Here is a 17,362-nt window from a genome sequence, read left to right on the forward strand (position 1 = left end):
CTAGCTAGCGCTTAGACACTGCCAAAGACGCCGTCGCGTACCAGCGCCAGGGCAAATCAGCGCCCTGAGTCAGGCCAATTCGCGTGGTCTGAGTTACAGCAGCAGTGTCTGCCAGCAGTGTCTGCCAGCGGGTATCGCGGTGCTCTAGCCACAGCGGCGAATTTGTTGATAGAGGCAGAGCACTCAGACTGCGATCAACGTCAAACACGCGGCAGAGCTTACCCGGCCCAGCCGCCCAGCGGACAGGCTTTTCTCGCGCCGACCCGCTTAGCCAATCTGGAATAGCCTCTAATTCCAGCGCCCGAATCAGCACCGCACTGGGAACGCCGTCAGCATCAGTCACCACGTTCAGACAGTGGTACATGCCATAGATCAGATACACATAGCTAAATCCGGCAGGCCCAAACATCACCTGATTGCGATCGGTGCGTCTGCGGTAGGCGTGGCAGGCCGGATCGCCAGGCGCATACGCCTCCGTTTCCACAATCACACCACGCAATATCCGCCCGTCGGGCCAACGTCTGACCAGTTGACAGCCCAGCAAATCAGGAGCCACCACCAGCGAAGGCCGCGCCAGCCAGTCAGGAGCGATAGGGTCTGCAATTACCTTAAGAGACACTAAGCTTTACAGGTGAAAATTAGCAGAGCTTGCTACGATCTAGGGAAATAGCACCCAACAGGCTTTCCTCCTCTAGAGGGTTTTAGCCGGAAGACAAGCCCAGTAGTTTAGACTTAGCTCTCTACCGTTAATCAACACTCTGCTCATGGACGTCAAATTTATCTTAGTGGTTTTGACAGCAGTCTTTGTGGTAGCCACCCTGTTCTTTGGCACCAAAAATGGGTTCTACGACACCGACAGCTACCACGGCAATGGCTCAGCCCACTAAAACCACTGCTTGAAACCGCTTCTGTGCTGTACGGGTCTGAGATTACGTGAGTGAGCTGGCTTGTCTACCGTATAGTGTCGGCCACGGCCATGAGGGTGTCTGTCTTCAGGTTCAGATAGGTCCTTATCGGGTTCTCCTGGACTGTGGCCTGGCAGAGGGGGTCGGCATTCCACCTGACCCAGCTGGTGGCGGCCAGCCCGTCGATTTGGTGCTGTGCAGCCACGCCCACCCCGATCACGTGAGTGGGCTGCTGGAGTTTCACCAGACCTACCCAAAAGTTCCGATCTTTGCCAGCGAGGTGACCGCTCAGCTGCTGCCCCTAAACTGGCAAGACTCAAAGCCGGTCCCTGCCGATCTCTGTCATGCCCTGCCTTGGCGCACGCCGATTGAGGTAGCCAAAGGGCTGACTCTACAGCTTTGGCCCGCCGGACATCTGCCGGGAGCGGCCTGTGTCTTGCTCAGCTATGTGGCCCCAGAGCGCACCTACACCGCTTTCTATACTGGAGACTTTTTCCTTTCAAACTCCCGATTGGTGGAGGGGCTACCCCTGGAAGAGGTACGGGGCCTCAAGCCCGACGTACTGATTTTAGAAGGCAGCTACGGCACCGCCCGCTATCCTCACAGGCGGCAGCAGGAAAACCGGCTGGCCGATAATGTGTTTCATCTCCTGCAGGAGGGCCGCAGTGTGTTGCTCCCCACGCCAACTTTAGGCATTGGGCAAGAGCTGGCTATGCTGCTGCGGAGCCATCACCAGTTTACGGGTCAGGATCTAACGGTTTGGGTTGATCCAGTCGTGGCTGCTGGCTGCGATATGTATCTGGAGCTGATGCCCTACTTTCCCAGCAGCGTTCAAAATTTTGCTCGCCATCAGCCGCTATTTTGGGATGAGCGAATTTTGCCTCGGGTGCGCCGCATTCCGGCTGAGGGTCTGCCAGAGCTAGATGCGCCCTCGATTGTGATTGGGCACCGGACCTCGGATCTCAGCAGCCACTGCAGCAACTCACCCTACCCCTGGACTATCCTGTTTCCAGAGTCTTTTGCCACCAGCATCGCCACAGTTGCCCTGCAGACTCACTCCAACGACGCCAACCCCACCCTGGATTGGCTGCAGCTGCTGGCCCCCGAGATGGAATCGGGCCGAGTCCAGATCGCCACCTACCTCTTAACTACCCACAGCGATGCGACGGGAACCACTCAGCTGATTCACAACCTGCGGCCTCAGCATGTGGTGTTTGTCCACGGTGACTCTAGCAACCTGTCGGATCTAGCCTGTTTAGAAGATCTACAAAACCGCTACCAGCTGCATCTGCCGTCTGCTGGCAACTCCGTAGACCTGCCAATTGGCGAAACTTTTGTGCAGCCTGCGGCTCCCGATATCGTGTATGACGGGGAGGTAACAGAGACCGGCGACGGCATTACCGTTCTGCTGCCAGAAACCCTCACTGCCGACCCACGCTGGATGCGGTTTGGCGATACGGGGGTACTCCAGGCTCGCTGGCAGGGAGATGAACTGGTTTTGCATGGGGTGAGCCAGCATGAACTGCTCAGTGATGCCAACGCTGCTGTCAATACGCCCTATCAAGAGTGCTGTCAGCGCTGTGTCCACATGCGAGGTCAGCGCTGCTGGAATACCGCCTCGCCGCTGTACCGCTTTCGGGTGACACCGGAGGGTTACTGTCCAGCGTTTGAGGCGCAGTCGAACATGCGATCGCAACCCAACTCCGACTCGTCCGAAGAGACTGCCTAGGAAAACGAAAATACCAAAAACTGTCATTGCGAACGAAGCATGGCAATCTTTCTGTAGCAGCTAGTCTACCGAGATTGCTTTGCTCCACTCGCAATGACAAATATCTATTGGAACTGAAACGTTCTAGCTTAGTTTAGGCCAGTAGCGACCGAATTAATCAGGATTAGACTCAGAGCGATGGTCCCGAATTTGCTCAGTTTCTGGGCAATCATCAGAAACTAGCAGCTCCACATCACCCCGAGGAACCGTTGCCAGCTTCTGCATTACCGAGCCAATGCTCTCTAGCCGAAGCATTTCTTCCCAGGAGCAAATTTCGTCTTCCTCTTCTGTCTCGTAGCGCACGGTGACCAGGTCACCTTCAATATCTAGAATGCGCGCCCGTTCAATCCACCGCTGTTGGTCCCGCAGAAAGATCCAGACTTCTCGACCGTCACAGCAGAGTTGATAGATCTTGCGGTGCAGCATGTAGTGCTTCTCCTCAGCCAACAACATCAAAGCTAGTCCACCTTAACGAAACCGGAAACGCAGCCTTCACCTGCTTTGAAAACCGTAGGCACCCTTTGATGCCTCTGTTCGCAGCAGTGGAAATCGTAGCGAATCGCTCTCGATCCAGTTTGCCCAATTTTGCTTAACCATACTAAAGATAGTTACATATCAGTCTAATAGGGTTTGATCAATGTGAACGAAAACTCTGTTAGTGGTTGTTTTAACTTACCAGCCGCTTAATCTCAGCTTTACACTCCCCTCAGCAGTAGAGATAAAACATGGGCTCAGTCTACCTTCGTTTCTAGCGACTCTCTCCGGCTAGTGTAACTCAGGCTACTTATTAGCCCAGAAAAGTAAAAGGCGCTCGAACGGTACAGCTACTGTCTTTCAATACAACCACTATAAAAAGCTTGTCTTGCCAGGGTCGTTAAGCTAACTCGCTATAGTAGATCTTCAAATCCCTCCACCCAAGCGCGTCGAGAAATTGCTATGCTGCTGCACCTATCTACCTGGCCGGAAGTAGAAGCTTACCTAGCTCAGTCTAAAGGCATTATTTTCCCTATTGGCTCCACTGAGCAGCATGGCCCGACCGGCCTGATCGGCACCGATGCCATCTGTGCTGAAACAATTGCCAAAGGGGTGGGAGAAGAAGTTAAGGCGCTAGTTGGCCCGACGATTAATGTCGGCATGGCACTGCACCATACAGCTTTTCCTGGCAGTCTCAGCCTCAGGCCCAGCACGCTGATTGCGCTAATTCAGGACTACCTCAAGCCCTTAGCCCGTTACGGCTTTACCCGGTTCTTTTTCATCAACGGCCACGGCGGCAATGTTGCCACTCTCAAAGCGGCTTTTTCAGAAACCTATGCGGCTCTCAGCGATCTCAACCTGCCCCAGGCCGAGCAGGTACGCTGCCGAGTCGCCAACTGGTACATGGCCAGCGGTGTGTATCAGATAGCCAAAGAACTCTACGGCAATCAGGAAGGCTCTCACGCAACCCCCAGTGAGGTGGCCCTGACCCAGTTTGCCTACCCCGACCACATCAAGCAGGCCCCTTTGGAGCCACCCATTGCCCCAGCCGGTCACCCCATTTATGGGGCAGCAAATTTTCGCCAGCACTACCCGGATGGCCGCATGGGGTCTAATCCAGCGCTAGCTACCCCAGAGCATGGGCAGCGGCTTTATGAGGCAGCGGTTAAGGAATTGAGTCAGGAGTATTTGAGGTTTTTGGCGGAGGAGTAGGGGAGAGGGCAAAGGGGATTTAAAGCTGTAGAGACGCGACTAGTCGCGTCTCTACAGGTAAGAAAGAAATTTAGTTGAGGTTTTAGCTTAAATTTAGTTGAGGTTTGAGCTTAGCCGAGGCTGAGCAGCTCCACATCGAAAATCAGGGTGGAGTTGGGTGGAATGACACCGCCTGCGCCCCGGGCTCCGTAGCCTAGCTCGGGCGGAACGACCAGCTTGCGCTGACCGCCAACTCGCATGGTGCCGACACCTTCATCCCAGCCTTTGATCACTTGGCCTACACCAATATTGAACTGAAACGGACGACCCCGATCGCGAGAGCTATCAAAGGTGGTGCCGTTTTCCAAAGTGCCAGTGTAGTGAACGGTGACCCTTTGGCCTGTTTGGGGCATCGCGCCTGTGCCTTCTACCAGGTCGATATACTGCAGGCCAGAGCTGGTCGTAGTTAGGTTTTCTTCGGGTGTCGGACTTAGGTTCTCTTCGGTCATGGATGAGGCTTCCTCGCCTGGGACATTTGCTGGGATCAGATCAGCAGCCGACTGGGCTAGCTGTATCGTTTCGGTAGGCTCAGCCGGGCTGGAGAAGGTAGCTGCGATCGCATCCGGCGAGGTGCCCGTCAGCTGAGCTATCAGCAGCACTCCGCAGCAAAGAGCCAAAATGCCAAAGCTAATCAAAATTTCCCGCACGCGCATTCCTCCGGTAACACTTCAGTCGGTAACACTTAGGGAAGAGCATCCCGAATGCTCAGTAGGCCAAAACAGCCCACCCTCTAGTGTACGACTACCGCCAGAGCTTATTCTCTAAATCTCGTACCTGCCGCTCTAGCCGGTCTAAGCGGCCCCGCAGTTCATCCATTTCTGCCTGCCGGGGCACACCCAAATCTTGCAGCACATTGCGGAACTGACGATGCAGCTGGTCTTCCACCGAGCCGTTGACCGTATTGAACTGCTTCATAAAATCATCGACAAAGCTGCGGGCCTGTTCCGGATTGAATTTGCCGTCGCGAACCCATTCCTCAGTTACCTGGCGCAGCTGCTCAGCTACCAGGGAAGTCGTACCAACGCCAATCATCAGAAGCTGCCGGAGCAGGTTGTTATTTTCCATAAGTGCGCTTTATTCTCGCAGTAACATCGAGCCCCAGCAAACCCTCACTGCAGCCCACCGCTTCATTCTGTCAAACAATAGGTTAACCCCTGGGTAAGAAAGCCGAACCCGTAAAGGGGTGAAAAGCGCCACACAAAAGTAAAAATTACCCTCTGCCCTTTCCCCTACCCCTCCAGCCCTCTGCCTTCTGCCTACTTTTAACGCTTTTTAACGCTGGGGCAAAACTGGTAATAGCAGCGTAACAAAGTAATAAACCAAGGCCCCGGTAAAGACGTAACTGTCGGTGCGATCGAGCATGCCGCCGTGGCCTGGAATCAAATCGCCAGAGTCTTTGACCCCAGCATCTCGCTTCATCAGCGATTCGGTCAGGTCGCCTAGCAGACTGGAGGTACCAATTAAAATGCCTAGCGCCGACCCGGCCAGCGGCCAGAGCGGCCAGTGCAGCGAATAGCTGCCCAGCAGACCCACGCAGATGCTGGCCGCCATGCCGAACAGCGCCCCTTCTACGGTCTTTTTGGGGCTGATGTTGGACAGTGGAGTACGGCCAAACAGGCGACCTATGGCATAGGCCCCAATATCAGAGGCCCAAATACAGGCAAAGGCCAGCAAGGTGACAGTCAGCCCCTGAGGCAGCGCGGTGATCGACAGCCAAGATTCGGGCCAGTAGCCTCCTAGCGGCAGGTTAGCTACCTCGGCGCTACCCAGATCTCGCAGGCGAATCCAGAAGCTGGGCAGATAGCCGCCATAAAACAGCCCTAGGATAGACGCGGCCACATCGGCAATGGTGGCAAATTTGGGCTGAAACAACAGATAGAAGCAGATAAAAGTGCCGCCAACGGTGAGCAGGGCACTGGCTAGAGAAGGCGCAATGTGGGCCGTCAGCAAAAGAATTTGGCTGACTAGCAGCGTGGTCTTGGCAGCCGGGAGAATGCCTTTTGCCCGCACCAGCTGAAAAATTTCTAGCTGGCCGAGGAAGACAATTACGCCAAAGCCCACCGTGAAATACCAGCCGCCCAGCAGGATCATGCCGAGAGCGACTGCGATCGCAACAATTCCGCTAATAATCCGAGACCACGGCATAGGCAAAGGATGGTGCTCTCCAAAGCCAACCTGCTGCTACAGAGCGCATTGCGCCCGCTGCCCCAGGTTGGCCTTGATCTCGCATTGAGTACTGAACGCTAGTGTAATCGGTTGGGCGCGCTTTGGCCTTACCTACGAGCCCCTAAGGACGACTCACCACATTGGGAAACGCCTCTTTAAACCCATCGGCACGCTGCTGCGGTCCCTCGGGGCCAATCCAGAGCGTTTCATAAAAGAAGAAAGACACGCCTGCAAAGTTGCGATCGCGCACCGCATCAATCTGTGCCCGCAGCCAGGTCATATTCACCGGCTTGGCCCGCAACCCACTGAGCAGCCCCACACTGGTCGAAATGCGGCGGCGCGCCTCTTCGATAGATGGCTTATTAAGCTCCCAAATAAAGCGGTTCTGGTCATCCCGGTAAATCTGCACAATCAGCTCATCAATGATGCCCCGGCGCTGCCACTCAGGCCAGTCCTGCAGGTAATTGACGTAGGAAAAGGGGTACGGATTAGGCGAAACCGACACCACAGCCTGAGGCTTGCGGGCTTTGACTAGCTTGTGAATCTGGCCCATAAAGTCAGAGATTTTATTAGCCCGCCAGCGCACCCACTCGGCATTTGCATAGTCATCGGGCGGAGCATTTCCCTCATGCTCTGATTTGTAAAGATTGATTGTGTAGGGGTCATAGCCGAACTCAACCGGTAGCCCCAAATGATCATCCACCTGAAATCCATCGACATCGTAGTTCGACATCACATCGTTGGTCAGCTCCAGCAGAAACTTCTGGGCCTGGGGGTGGAAGGGATTGAGCCACAGTCTAGGCAACACGTTGCCCTCTAGCCAGATACGCGGATCGGGCGGTGGCGGCGCTGCTTCAACCCCTGGCAACCGCTGCAAGATGCTCGGAATCAGCGGCGTTTCGGGCACTTCCACCCGCTTTTGAGTAAACCAGTCTGGGTGGCGGCGCTCCAGCACATAGTTGTCGGGGGCCATAAAGCCAAACTCAAACCAGGGAATCACCTTCATGCCCCGAGCATGGCCCAGTTCGATCAACTCCTGCAGCATGTCCCGGTCGGCTTGAGCCGCTTCGAGCTGAGGCGTACTGGTTTCCCCATAGAGGTGCTGCTTAACCCCCAGTTCCCGCTCCGCTGAGCGGCTGGGAAAAAGGGTGTAGCCCCAGTTCCAGATCACGGGGTAGAGGGTATTAATGTTTAGCGCCGCCAGGCGGTCGACCGCAGCTTCGAGGTTTTCCCTAGAAAACAGCACGTTGCTGTCAATGTTGGTCAGCCAGACGCCTCGCGTTTCTCGCCCTGGGGCAGCAGGGCTTTGGGGCTGAGGAAAGGCAGGCACATACTGAGCAGGCACCAGCGCCTGCACAGTCGGATCGCCATTGGCCCGACAGAGCAGCGCTGCAGCCGCGCCCCGTGTCATCGGCTGGTTGGGGTTAAGCTGCCGGGCCTCCGGATAGTTCACTACCAAGCCCCGCATTAGGGCCGCCGCAACGCCTTCACGGGCATAGGCAGGTACCTGACTGGCATCACTCAAGCTGCTGGCTAAAACTCCATTGGCAACCGTCGGATATGCTGCCTCCAGCTTGGCAGCCAGCGCCATAATCGCCTCTGCCCGAGCAATTGGCCGAGTCGGAACGAAGTAGTGAGGCGGATAGTGGGACACCACATTGGCCACGCTGGTCAGCCCCAAGGCCCGCTCTAACGGACTGGCCCAATTGCCGGCTTGACCTGAAGGAAACACCAAATTGAGCACACCGACAAAGTCGCCCCAAGTAATCGCCTCATCTGGGTAGAAGAACCCCTCCTGATTTGGCGCAATCGTGCGCTGCTGAGCCAAGAACCGTAGACAGTCCTGAGCCCAGTGCCCTTGAATGTCGCGGGGAATAACTGGAGGTGCAGGCACGACTACCGGGGCAGGCGAAGCAGGGGCCGTCGGGCGAGGAAAGACCTGAGCCTGCAGCGGCAGTCCGGCCCCTGTCGCCAACACCAGTAACAGGGCCAATATAAACCCGGCTGATGCAGTTAGCCCACTGCGCCAGCCCCGACCAAGCTTGAACATGCCTATCTCCTAAAAAATGCCGTACGTAAATTGGGCCAACCCCAAAGCAGCTTAGCCACCGCTGCGTTTGGCTTGGTAGCCTTTTGCTACCAGCAAATCGACAAGCTTTTGGGTGTGATCTCCCTGAATTTCAATCGTGTCGTCTTTGGCAGTACCGCCTGTACCACACTGTGCCTTTAGCTGCTTGGCCAGTGTCGCCAGGGTTTGTGGCGAGTGCTGAAAGCCAGTGATTACAGTCACTGTCTTGCCATTGCGGCCTTTACGAGACGGCTGGACCCGAATCTGCTGCTGGTTGGGCGGTAGATCCGGCACTCCCCGATTCAGAGCGGCTGGCTGGGTATTGCCAAATTCGCTGTAGACCCGCCGATCTCCCCGCTCAAAGGGGTTGGGTTTGGATTTAGCCATGAGTTGCAAAATGCGCTTTGAAGGTGCATCGGCGCATAGGATGAAGGCATTTTAACCTCCCGCTGCTCGCTTTAGTAGGATCATGGGGACAGCTGCCCCCTTCTTTGCCCGCTGTCCCTCCCACGTCTCCCCTAACTCCGCTTACGCAGAACGTCCAAGAGTTTCAGGAAATGAGCGGGCAGAGGTGCGATCGCAACCACCGTTTCCCCAGTAGCGGGGTGCCGCAGCTCTAGTCGCTCAGCATGCAGCGCCTGACCCGGCAAATTCACACCGACTGAGCGACCTGAGCCATAAGTAGGATCGCCTACGATGGGGTGGCCAATGTGGGCGCAGTGAACCCTGATTTGATGGGTACGGCCGGTCTCCAGGCGAAACCTACAGAGGGTAAAGTTGCCCAGGCGCTCCTCGACCTGCCAGTGGGTAACGGCGTGGCGGCCGCCCTTCTCTTCAGGCACAATAGCTTGCTTTTTGCGGTCAGCCGGATGGCGACCCACAGGGGCATCAACTGTGCCAGATTCCTGCGGGGGCAAACCATACACCACCCCTAAATATTCGCGGCGAGCAGTCTTGGCCTTCATCTGCGCCTGCAGGTCTTGATGGGCCAAGTCGGTCTTAGCGACTACAATCGCCCCGGTCGTGTTCTGGTCGAGCCGATGCACAATGCCCGGACGCTGCACCCCACCAATTCCCAACAGCTGCTCGCCGCAGTGGGCCAGCACTGCATTAACTAGGGTACCGCTCATGTTGCCAGGAGCCGGATGCACTACCAGCCCCGCTGGCTTGTTGATAACAATCAGGTGCTCGTCTTCATAGAGAATGTCGAGGGGAATGGGCTCTGGCGTTAAATCAAGGGGCTTGGTTTCGGGGATGGTGAGGCTAATCTTGTCGCCTACCTGCACCTCTCGCTTCTTGTCGGTGCAGACCTCGCCATTAAGCTCAACATACTCCCAATCGATCAGCTTCTGAATGCGGTTGCGAGACAGCTTTTGAATATGGGCTGTCAGCCACCGATCCAGTCGCTCAGGCTGGGCTTCAATCACAGACAGTTCAATTGTTTCGTCAGAAATAGCAATCACCAGAGCGCCCCAGAGGGAGACTTTAGCATGTCCCTATTCCTATTTTGACAGAGACAGCGACAGACCCTTCTTCCTATACAGGGTGATTGGCAAGACAAGTAAAATCTTGAGGGGAAAGCTTCTTTGATGGCTTACCCCATGAGTTTATGGCTAGAGGGCAAAGTCTCCTTATTGCCCGGTAGCAATGCGACCATAGCGAGCCATGAAAAACATATGGATGCCATAGGCCAGTAGCCCTAGGGCCATCACAGCGAAGACCCAGGGGTTGGCCCACTGCTGTAGCGTTTGCAGCGCCTCGCCAGGATCTTGAATCCGACTGGGATTGGTATAGTAAGCAGCCTGTAGGGCGAAGATGCCAATCAGACTAAAGACAATGCTTCGGGCAATCAGCCCCAGTCTACCTACCCGTGTCGCCCAGGTACGTTCGTCTGCGCTCATTTCCTGCAGCTTGAGCTTGCCCCGAAACTTCGCCTTAAAGCCTCTGTACATCTCATAAAATGCGCCACCGAGGACAATGGCACCGCCTAGAGCAATCAGCCAGCGGCCCAACGGCAGCGCCATGATGCGGGCAACCGAATCCTGGCTGGAGCTGCCGCTCTCGCCACCAGAACCCATAGCCAGCTTAAACGCGGTGAAGGCTAACCCTCCGTAAATGCCCACCTTGACGAGATAACTCAGGCGGTGAAAAACACTCTCGGCACCTGAGCTATTAGGATGCTCTGGATCTTTGACAACTTCTATCAGCCGCCAGAGGGCATAACAGGCAAAGCCAATGCCAATTAGAAACAGCATGAACTTACCAAACGGCTGACCCGCCAGCGTAGTCAAAACACCCTGGCTATCAGTAGTCTGACCCCCGGCTTGAAAAGCTGCCAGGAGCGCCAGCAGACCAATGAGACTGTAGATAATGCCTTTAGTGGCGTAGCCCAATCGAGCAAACGTGTCGATCCACTTAGAAGAAGAGACGTTGGGTGGAGAGGCGAGCTGAGGCATGGCGACATATTAGTGCAGTGCTCTAGGTATAGCCGCGATCGTGTCCTTACCCCATCCCTCAGGGGAAATATCTCCCAACAGTGCTCCTATTCCAAGGGCTTAAAACAAGGAAGACCCTATTTTTTAGGTACCCTGCCCAGAGGCTGTCAAACCGTCCCCTTCTGGCAAGCGAAAACATCCTGATGCTGATCCCAGCTGTGCTCTGAGAAGGCAGTAATGGTTAGCTCAGGGCGCTGCTCAAGCTGCCTAAAAACCCAGGATGGGGCAGAGAGAGAAACCCCATAATCAGGATGACTGGCGTAGTTTACATAGCCAAAGCCAGTTGCCTCATAGTCCTTGAGCAGCTCATGGCCAGCCTGCTCGTGCAGACCATAAGAATGCTTGAGGCTCCGGAGGTTATTGTAGGCCCGCCGACCGTGCGTAGAAAAGACAAAAATACCGTTTTCAGTTAAATGTTGAGAGAAAAATTGCAGGCAAGATGGCCAACGTTCCTCTTCCAAGTGCGTCAAGAGAGAGCCACACCAGATTAAATCAAAGGTTTGATCAAGAGCCAAATCAAGCAGATTCTGACTTGAATAGACGCCTTTTGCCCCAAAGGTTTCAACGCAAAAATCAACCCCTCCTCGATTTAAATCACAGGCGGTAATTGCAGCCTCAGGAAAGTAAGCATGAAGATGCCTCAGCACCCTACCATAGCCACAAGGCAAATCTAGGATAGTGTTTATCGTTTTCTCTTGAGAAGTACTTAAAGCTGCAATGATATTTTTAAGCGCAGATTCCCCGGTCGAGAAATAGTGAGACTTGTGCTCAGCCACAAACATATCATCGTCAGTATGAACGGTTAAATTAATATTCATAGCCATTACCTGAATTAACCCCTATCAAAAATTGCCGTTATTAGGAAGCGTGGTCACGCCCTTTTTTCGTTCCCTGTAGATCAGGCTTTCAAGGACGAACCTATGTGCGGCTATCTTATTTGAATTTTTCGATTGGGGGAAGTCTTTTCGGCAATTCTGAGCCAATTTAGTATGGCAAGTTCTGTTTATAAAAATGCAAAAAAGGTAGAGACATTGTCTCTACCTTTTTTACTCAGACAACCCTAATGCCTATTCCCACTCGATGGTGCCAGGCGGCTTGGAGGTAATGTCGTAGACGACTCGGTTAACGCCTTTGACTTCATTGACAATGCGGTTAGAAATTGTCTCTAGGAGATCAAAGGGCACTCGCGCCCAATCGGCGGTCATGCCATCTTCGCTGGTGATCAGGCGCAGCACAATTGGGTAGGCATAGGTGCGCTGGTCGCCCATCACGCCGACGCTACGAACCGGCAGCAGCACTGCAAAAGCTTGCCAGAAATCGTGGTAGATGCCGCGCAGGCGAATTTCTTCGCGCACAATGTAGTCTGCATCGCGCAGGATGTTAAGACGCTCAGAGGTGACTTCACCAATGATGCGAATGGCTAGGCCGGGACCGGGGAAGGGGTGGCGGCGAACAATTTCTTCCGGTAGGCCAATGGAGCGACCTACTTTGCGCACTTCGTCTTTGAACAGCTTGCGTAGGGGCTCGACCAGCTTGAATTGTAGGTCTTTGGGCAGGCCGCCGACATTGTGGTGGCTCTTGATCTTAACTGCAACCCGCTCGCCTGTCGCAGGGTCCACGTTGGTGTCAGCAGACTCGATCACGTCGGGGTAAAGAGTGCCTTGGGCCAGATAGTCGAAGGGGCCAAGCCGCCGTGACTCTTCTTCAAATACCCGAATAAATTCGTGCCCGATGCGCTTGCGTTTCACTTCGGGGTCGGTCACGCCGTCAATCTTCTCTAAGAAGCGATCGCGCGCATTGACGTAGCTAACCGAGATGTGAAACTGCTCCTCAAAGATTTTGACCAGGCGCTCTGGTTCACCTTTACGCATGAAGCCCTGGTCGATGAACATGCAGGTGAGCTGATCGCCAATGGCCCGGTGCAGCAAAAAGGCTAGTGTAGACGAATCCACGCCTCCAGACAGGGCTAGCAGCACCCGCTTGTCTCCAACTCTGGCCCGCACTTCGCGAATCGCTTCTTCAACGAAGGCTTCGGTCGTCCAGGTGGGCTGGCAGTTGCAGATGTGATAGACAAAGTTGCGGATTAAGGCAATGCCGCCAGTGGAGTGAACCACTTCTGGATGAAACTGCACGCCGTAGAACTTGCGCTCGTGATCTGCGATCGCAGCGCAAGGCGTGTTGTCGGTGTGGGCCAAAACAACAAACCCCTCGGGCATTGCGGTCACCGAGTCGCCGTGGCTCATCCACATTGTGCTGCCGTCTTCGACATTGGTCAGCAAATCGGTGGGATCGTCAATAAATAGGGAAGCTTTGCCGTATTCACCCCGGTCGGCCCGCTCAACTTTGCCGCCCATCTGCTGCACCATCAGCTGCATGCCGTAGCACACGCCCATTACGGGAATGCCCAGTTTCCAAATTTCGGGATCGCAGTGGGGTGCGCCAGTGTCGTAGACAGAATTGGGGCCACCAGAGAGAATAATGCCCTTAGGATTGAGCTGCCGCAGCTGCTCAGCCGTAGTGCGGTAAGACAGCACCTCGGAGTACACCTCGGTTTCCCGGATGCGGCGGGCAATCAGCTCAGAATACTGGGAGCCAAAATCGAGAATGACCAGCATTTGGCGATCGACGTTCTGCAGAAACGTATCGTCAAGGTTGGCTAGTTTTTCAGTTTGAAGGGTCACTGTTCAATCCTGGAAATGCTCGTGTGGACAAAACCGACAAAACTGCGACAGAAAAGAATAACTAAAAGGAATACTTTAGAAAACAGTGAGTAAAAAGACAGATACCCGAAAAGGCCCCGTTCTTAGGCAGCAGAACGAGTGAGCAAACGCCCCAGACAATTTGTAAAAAAAATTATTCCTTCTAGCTTACCAAAGTTTCTCTCAGCAGTGCATTTCCAATTGAACTGGTTGTAATTACCCTACGGCTGCGATCAAATAGCAGTGAGCCTACGGTCAAGCGTTGGGCACTGAGGGCAAAGACGTAGTCACTGGCCCGCTGGTCAATGCGAGTTGCGATCGCACCATACACCCGCTCCACCCAAGCCGCGTCTAGCTGCCGCAGGTGCTTGAGGCCAGCCTCCACCGTTTCGCTAGCAAGGACATGCCGGACCTCGTCCGGCGGCAGCCCTGCCGCTGCACAGTGGGCCGCCAAAATCTCCTGCCTGCCGTCGGCCACATGGTGATGGGTGTGAAAAATGCCGCCAGCCAGCTTGATCAGCTTGCCGTGGTAGCCAAACAGCAACACCTTCGGCAGCCCTTGATTACCGGCCTCGACCAGCAGCGGCCCCAGCCAGTTTGCAGTCTTCACTCGACAGTCGGGAGCCACGCCCATCTGAGCGGCTAAATCCAGCCCGTTTTCCCCGATACAAAACACCAAGGTGTCGAACCGGGCCGCCTTGTCTTTGAGTTCTTGTCGAAACGCCTCTAGCTGGCCGGGGGCACTCAAGGGTTGGGAAATGCCGCCCGTTCCCAGCAGCGACAGCCCCTCCACCACGCCAAACGCTTCATTAGAGGTGCGCTGCGCCAGTGCCCGCCCTTCCGGCAAAATAATCGTCACCCGCAGAGCTTTATCGGGGGGCAAGAGAGGGGTCAGGTTGGCCTGCAGCAGTCGGGTTGCGTAGCGGTAAATGGCGGCTTTGTCGCCCTCCCGCAGCCTGCCAATGCCCTCGCCGCCCTCGATCAAAATACGCTCTGACTGGTCGGCAGGGCCCCAGTTCACGACTGCCCAGATAGGCGTGTGGCGGGTTAGGTCTAGATTGCTGCCAGGATCGCTGCGAGTGATTGCCAAGACTGAGCCATCGGGCAGTGCCGCTATCTGCTCAACGGGAATATCGGCAGTTTGGTCAGGCTCAATCAGGTTAATCGAGACACTGCTGGGCCTGTCGGTGGCATTGAGCAGGTGGCGCAGAGCTGCGATCGCACTGGCGCAAGCAAACACCGGCAGCGTATAGCCCGCACGCAGGTCCGCAATATTTGAGCTGCCGGGATCTGCCATATGCTTAAAAATCGCTCAGATTGCCCAATCAGCAGCCGCTATTGTTGACAGCGCCATCGGGCATCGTCGTGCCACAAAACCGCGTGGTGTTTAAAATCGCAAAGCGAATATCTGCCTCTCTCAAATTGGCCCCGCTTAGATTAGCGCCACTCAACATGGCTCCCCTCAGGTTAGCCCCCTGCAGGTTGGCGTTGGTTAGATTGGCTTGGCTCAGGTAGGCGCGGCTGAGATCGGCTCCGCTCAAATCAGCCTCGCTTAGATTGGCCGCACTGAGAAAGACGCTGGGCATGCTTGCCCCGCTTAAAACGGCCTGACTCAAGTTAGCCCCAAATAGCTGCGCTTCACCGAGTTGAGCACCGCTGAGATCTACACCACTGAGATCGCCGCCCCGCAATCTAAGGCCAGCCAAATTACAGCCAGGGCAGGCGTTGGAGCGAGTTAGCTGTCTCAAGTCGCGGGAGCTAAACGCCTCCGCAGACAGTGGAAACAGCACAGTAGCTGCCAATACCCCAGCTAATACCAACCCTTGACGCTTCATGGTCCACATCCCCGAATACGCTGACTTATTCTTAAGTACCACATCTTAGACCGCGAATCCGGGGATGGTTGGGAGAACCTGTGTCTACGGCTGCCCCAGCCCTAGGCAAACTGTGGACCAGGTTTCTACATTGCTGCGGGCCTCTAAAAAGCCAGTAATCTCGCCCCGATAGGCCACAAGCTGAGCTCGCTCTAGCGAAGTCGCTGGAAAGTAAGTCGTTAGCTGATCAACGGTTGCCGCCGCACAAGACCAGTCTGTCTGCCCTACCGCTGCAGTTAAGCGAGCCTGCAAGGTAGCAATTTCTCGCCGCCTCGCCGCCTCTCTTTGTTCGACGATAAATGACTCCATGTTGCGAATGGCAGCCTGAGCGTAGCGGTCGTTAGGCCGGGCCGCCAAGGCCCGCCGAAAGTTGATCAAAGCCGTTTGATAATCCCCCTGCTCAGCCGCCGCATAGCCAAGCAGCATAGCTCGGGTGTAGGCATCGGGCTGGGCAGGTCGCGCTGGGGCACCAGGGGCCGGTGGGGCAGTGGGGGCACTCGTAGGAGCGGTTTGAGGTTGGGCCATTCCAGGGGGCATCCCATCGGCCCAGCCAGAACCTTGAGCGCCCATCCATCCCCCCAGCATCAGAACCATTAACACCATTAGGCGTTTCATCTTATACCTCACCACCAGACTAGTCGCCATTAGGTTACCGAAAAATTCGTGTAAGAAAGCAGGTTTTCTCTCTAGTATTTGGAGGTTATCCAGGTAATTCTTTAGGGATGAAGCGCAATTTCAACTCCACTGAGCTACCGCTCGGCCAGCTCAATGCCATTTTGGAACTGTTGCTGCTGCTGCCTCGGCTCTGGCTAGTGACAGCGGTGCTGGTTATCCTCCTAAGCATGATCGATGTCGCCTATTCAGCTCAAACGGGCTGGTCATTTAACTTTGGTATCAAATCGATTACAGCGGTGATGTTTGGCCTGATCTGGCTACCAGTGCTGCTGCGAATTTTGGCGGTTGCGGGCGGCGGCATTAAAACGGGAGCTGGAGAAGCCAATACACCGGGCCTGATTAGCCTGCTGCCCAAGCTTATTGCAACGCTAGACTCGGTCGAGCCATCGCTGGGCAAGGCTGAACAGGAGCAGGTAGCCGCCGTGCGTCAGGAGGCCGAACAGAAGCTAGGGGCAGCGGCAGCAGGCAGCGAAGCCGAGGCCCGCGATCGTCTCAGTTCGTTAGCCAGAGAATATGAAGAAGTGCGGCGGGTGATGTCGTCAGGCAGTCAGCGCACGTTCCGGATGCAGGAGATTACAGCCCGGATTCGGGCGATGGCGGGAGAGGCCCATTGCGACTCTCAGACCATCTCAGCAATGTTCAATCGAGGCAGTGAGGGCGATCGCATTGTGGCCCTGCAGATGCTACACCGCTATCCCTACCGGGAGTGTTTTAGTCTGGTGGTCAACGCAATCGCTCAGCCTCGTTCGGCATTTGAGCAGTTTGCGGCGCTTAAAGCAGCCAGCAAAATGCTTTCTGATATGAACCTTGATCAGCTACAGCAGCTACAGCAGGCGATTTTAGACCAGCGCAGTGAAGGACCCAACCATTGGCTAACGCCGGAGGATAAGCCCCGTTGGAGGTTAAGCGAGCAAGTTTTAGATGCGATCGCAGACCGTTTAAAAGGGGCTTAGACTATTATGTAATTACGCTGTAACTACACCTACT

General features: G+C 55.2%; 18 protein-coding genes. 4 read left to right on the plus strand and 14 right to left on the minus strand.

What is annotated here, in order from left to right; genetic code table 11:
* Positions 1-4: 4 nt before the first annotated feature.
* Positions 5-619 (minus strand): DNA-3-methyladenine glycosylase, encoded by a 615-nt coding sequence (locus tag H6G13_RS21960; protein ID WP_347277512.1) that lies wholly within the window; start codon positions 617-619, stop codon positions 5-7.
* 145 nt (positions 620-764) lie between these two features.
* Here H6G13_RS21960 and H6G13_RS29250 point away from each other — a divergent pair, with 145 nt between their 5' ends.
* Together H6G13_RS29250 and H6G13_RS21965 are read left to right on the plus strand one after the other, a co-directional pair.
* Positions 765-887, plus strand: a complete 123-nt coding sequence (locus H6G13_RS29250) for a hypothetical protein (RefSeq protein ID WP_277882543.1) — start codon at positions 765-767, stop codon at positions 885-887.
* A gap of 46 nt (positions 888-933) precedes the next feature.
* Positions 934-2,634, plus strand: coding sequence for an MBL fold metallo-hydrolase (locus tag H6G13_RS21965; RefSeq protein WP_347277513.1), 1,701 nt, complete (start codon positions 934-936; stop codon positions 2,632-2,634).
* Between the two features lie 153 nt (positions 2,635-2,787).
* Here H6G13_RS21965 and H6G13_RS21970 read toward each other — a convergent pair whose 3' ends face one another.
* Positions 2,788-3,099, minus strand: coding sequence for a DUF6679 family protein (locus H6G13_RS21970; protein WP_190487041.1), 312 nt, complete (start codon positions 3,097-3,099; stop codon positions 2,788-2,790).
* A 510-nt stretch (positions 3,100-3,609) separates the two neighbouring features.
* On the opposite strand from H6G13_RS21970, the gene H6G13_RS21975 reads away from it, so the two are divergent.
* Positions 3,610-4,359: a creatininase family protein gene (locus H6G13_RS21975; RefSeq protein WP_190486797.1), complete on the plus strand. Its 750-nt coding sequence runs from the start codon at positions 3,610-3,612 to the stop codon at positions 4,357-4,359.
* A gap of 110 nt (positions 4,360-4,469) precedes the next feature.
* Here the strand turns inward: H6G13_RS21975 and H6G13_RS21980 are convergent, their stop codons facing one another.
* The 12 genes from H6G13_RS21980 to H6G13_RS22035 form a co-directional block, all read right to left on the minus strand.
* Positions 4,470-5,045 carry an FKBP-type peptidyl-prolyl cis-trans isomerase gene (locus tag H6G13_RS21980; protein ID WP_190486799.1) on the minus strand — a complete coding sequence of 192 codons (576 nt, stop codon included), beginning with the start codon at positions 5,043-5,045 and terminating at the stop codon, positions 4,470-4,472.
* 94 nt (positions 5,046-5,139) lie between these two features.
* Complete coding sequence (locus tag H6G13_RS21985) at positions 5,140-5,463, minus strand: phasin family protein (RefSeq protein ID WP_190486801.1); 324 nt, start codon at positions 5,461-5,463, stop codon at positions 5,140-5,142.
* A 207-nt stretch (positions 5,464-5,670) separates the two neighbouring features.
* The gene (locus H6G13_RS21990) at positions 5,671-6,543 is read right to left on the minus strand and encodes a phosphatidate cytidylyltransferase (RefSeq protein ID WP_190486803.1); all 873 of its coding nucleotides are present in this window, start codon (positions 6,541-6,543) and stop codon (positions 5,671-5,673) included.
* Positions 6,544-6,685: 142 nt separating this feature from the next.
* Positions 6,686-8,614, minus strand: a complete 1,929-nt coding sequence (locus H6G13_RS21995; RefSeq protein WP_190486805.1) for a family 10 glycosylhydrolase — start codon at positions 8,612-8,614, stop codon at positions 6,686-6,688.
* Between the two features lie 51 nt (positions 8,615-8,665).
* Positions 8,666-9,019, minus strand: coding sequence for a translation initiation factor (locus H6G13_RS22000; RefSeq protein WP_190486807.1), 354 nt, complete (start codon positions 9,017-9,019; stop codon positions 8,666-8,668).
* A gap of 131 nt (positions 9,020-9,150) precedes the next feature.
* Complete coding sequence (locus tag H6G13_RS22005) at positions 9,151-10,095, minus strand: RluA family pseudouridine synthase (protein WP_190486809.1); 945 nt, start codon at positions 10,093-10,095, stop codon at positions 9,151-9,153.
* A 168-nt stretch (positions 10,096-10,263) separates the two neighbouring features.
* On the minus strand, positions 10,264-11,088 hold the full coding sequence (locus tag H6G13_RS22010; protein WP_190486811.1) for a DUF1206 domain-containing protein: 825 nt from the start codon (positions 11,086-11,088) through the stop codon (positions 10,264-10,266).
* 146 nt (positions 11,089-11,234) lie between these two features.
* Entirely contained in the window at positions 11,235-11,945 is a 711-nt protein-coding gene (locus H6G13_RS22015; protein WP_190486813.1) for a class I SAM-dependent methyltransferase, read from the minus strand.
* Positions 11,946-12,194: 249 nt separating this feature from the next.
* The gene (gene guaA / locus H6G13_RS22020) at positions 12,195-13,808 is read right to left on the minus strand and encodes a glutamine-hydrolyzing GMP synthase (protein ID WP_347277514.1); all 1,614 of its coding nucleotides are present in this window, start codon (positions 13,806-13,808) and stop codon (positions 12,195-12,197) included.
* Positions 13,809-13,989: 181 nt separating this feature from the next.
* Positions 13,990-15,123 (minus strand): cobalt-precorrin-5B (C(1))-methyltransferase CbiD, encoded by a 1,134-nt coding sequence (gene cbiD, locus H6G13_RS22025; RefSeq protein ID WP_190486815.1) that lies wholly within the window; start codon positions 15,121-15,123, stop codon positions 13,990-13,992.
* A gap of 28 nt (positions 15,124-15,151) precedes the next feature.
* Positions 15,152-15,661: a pentapeptide repeat-containing protein gene (locus tag H6G13_RS22030; protein ID WP_199306499.1), complete on the minus strand. Its 510-nt coding sequence runs from the start codon at positions 15,659-15,661 to the stop codon at positions 15,152-15,154.
* Between the two features lie 84 nt (positions 15,662-15,745).
* Positions 15,746-16,345, minus strand: coding sequence for a hypothetical protein (locus H6G13_RS22035; RefSeq protein ID WP_242028456.1), 600 nt, complete (start codon positions 16,343-16,345; stop codon positions 15,746-15,748).
* A 77-nt stretch (positions 16,346-16,422) separates the two neighbouring features.
* Between H6G13_RS22035 and H6G13_RS22040 the strand changes: the two genes are divergently transcribed.
* A complete protein-coding gene (locus tag H6G13_RS22040; RefSeq protein ID WP_190486819.1) occupies positions 16,423-17,328 on the plus strand; it encodes a hypothetical protein in 906 nt (301 codons plus the stop codon).
* Positions 17,329-17,362: the final 34 nt, after the last annotated feature.

This window comes from Pseudanabaena sp. FACHB-2040 (assembly GCF_014696715.1).
Lineage (GTDB): Bacteria > Cyanobacteriota > Cyanobacteriia > Phormidesmidales > Phormidesmidaceae > JACVSF01.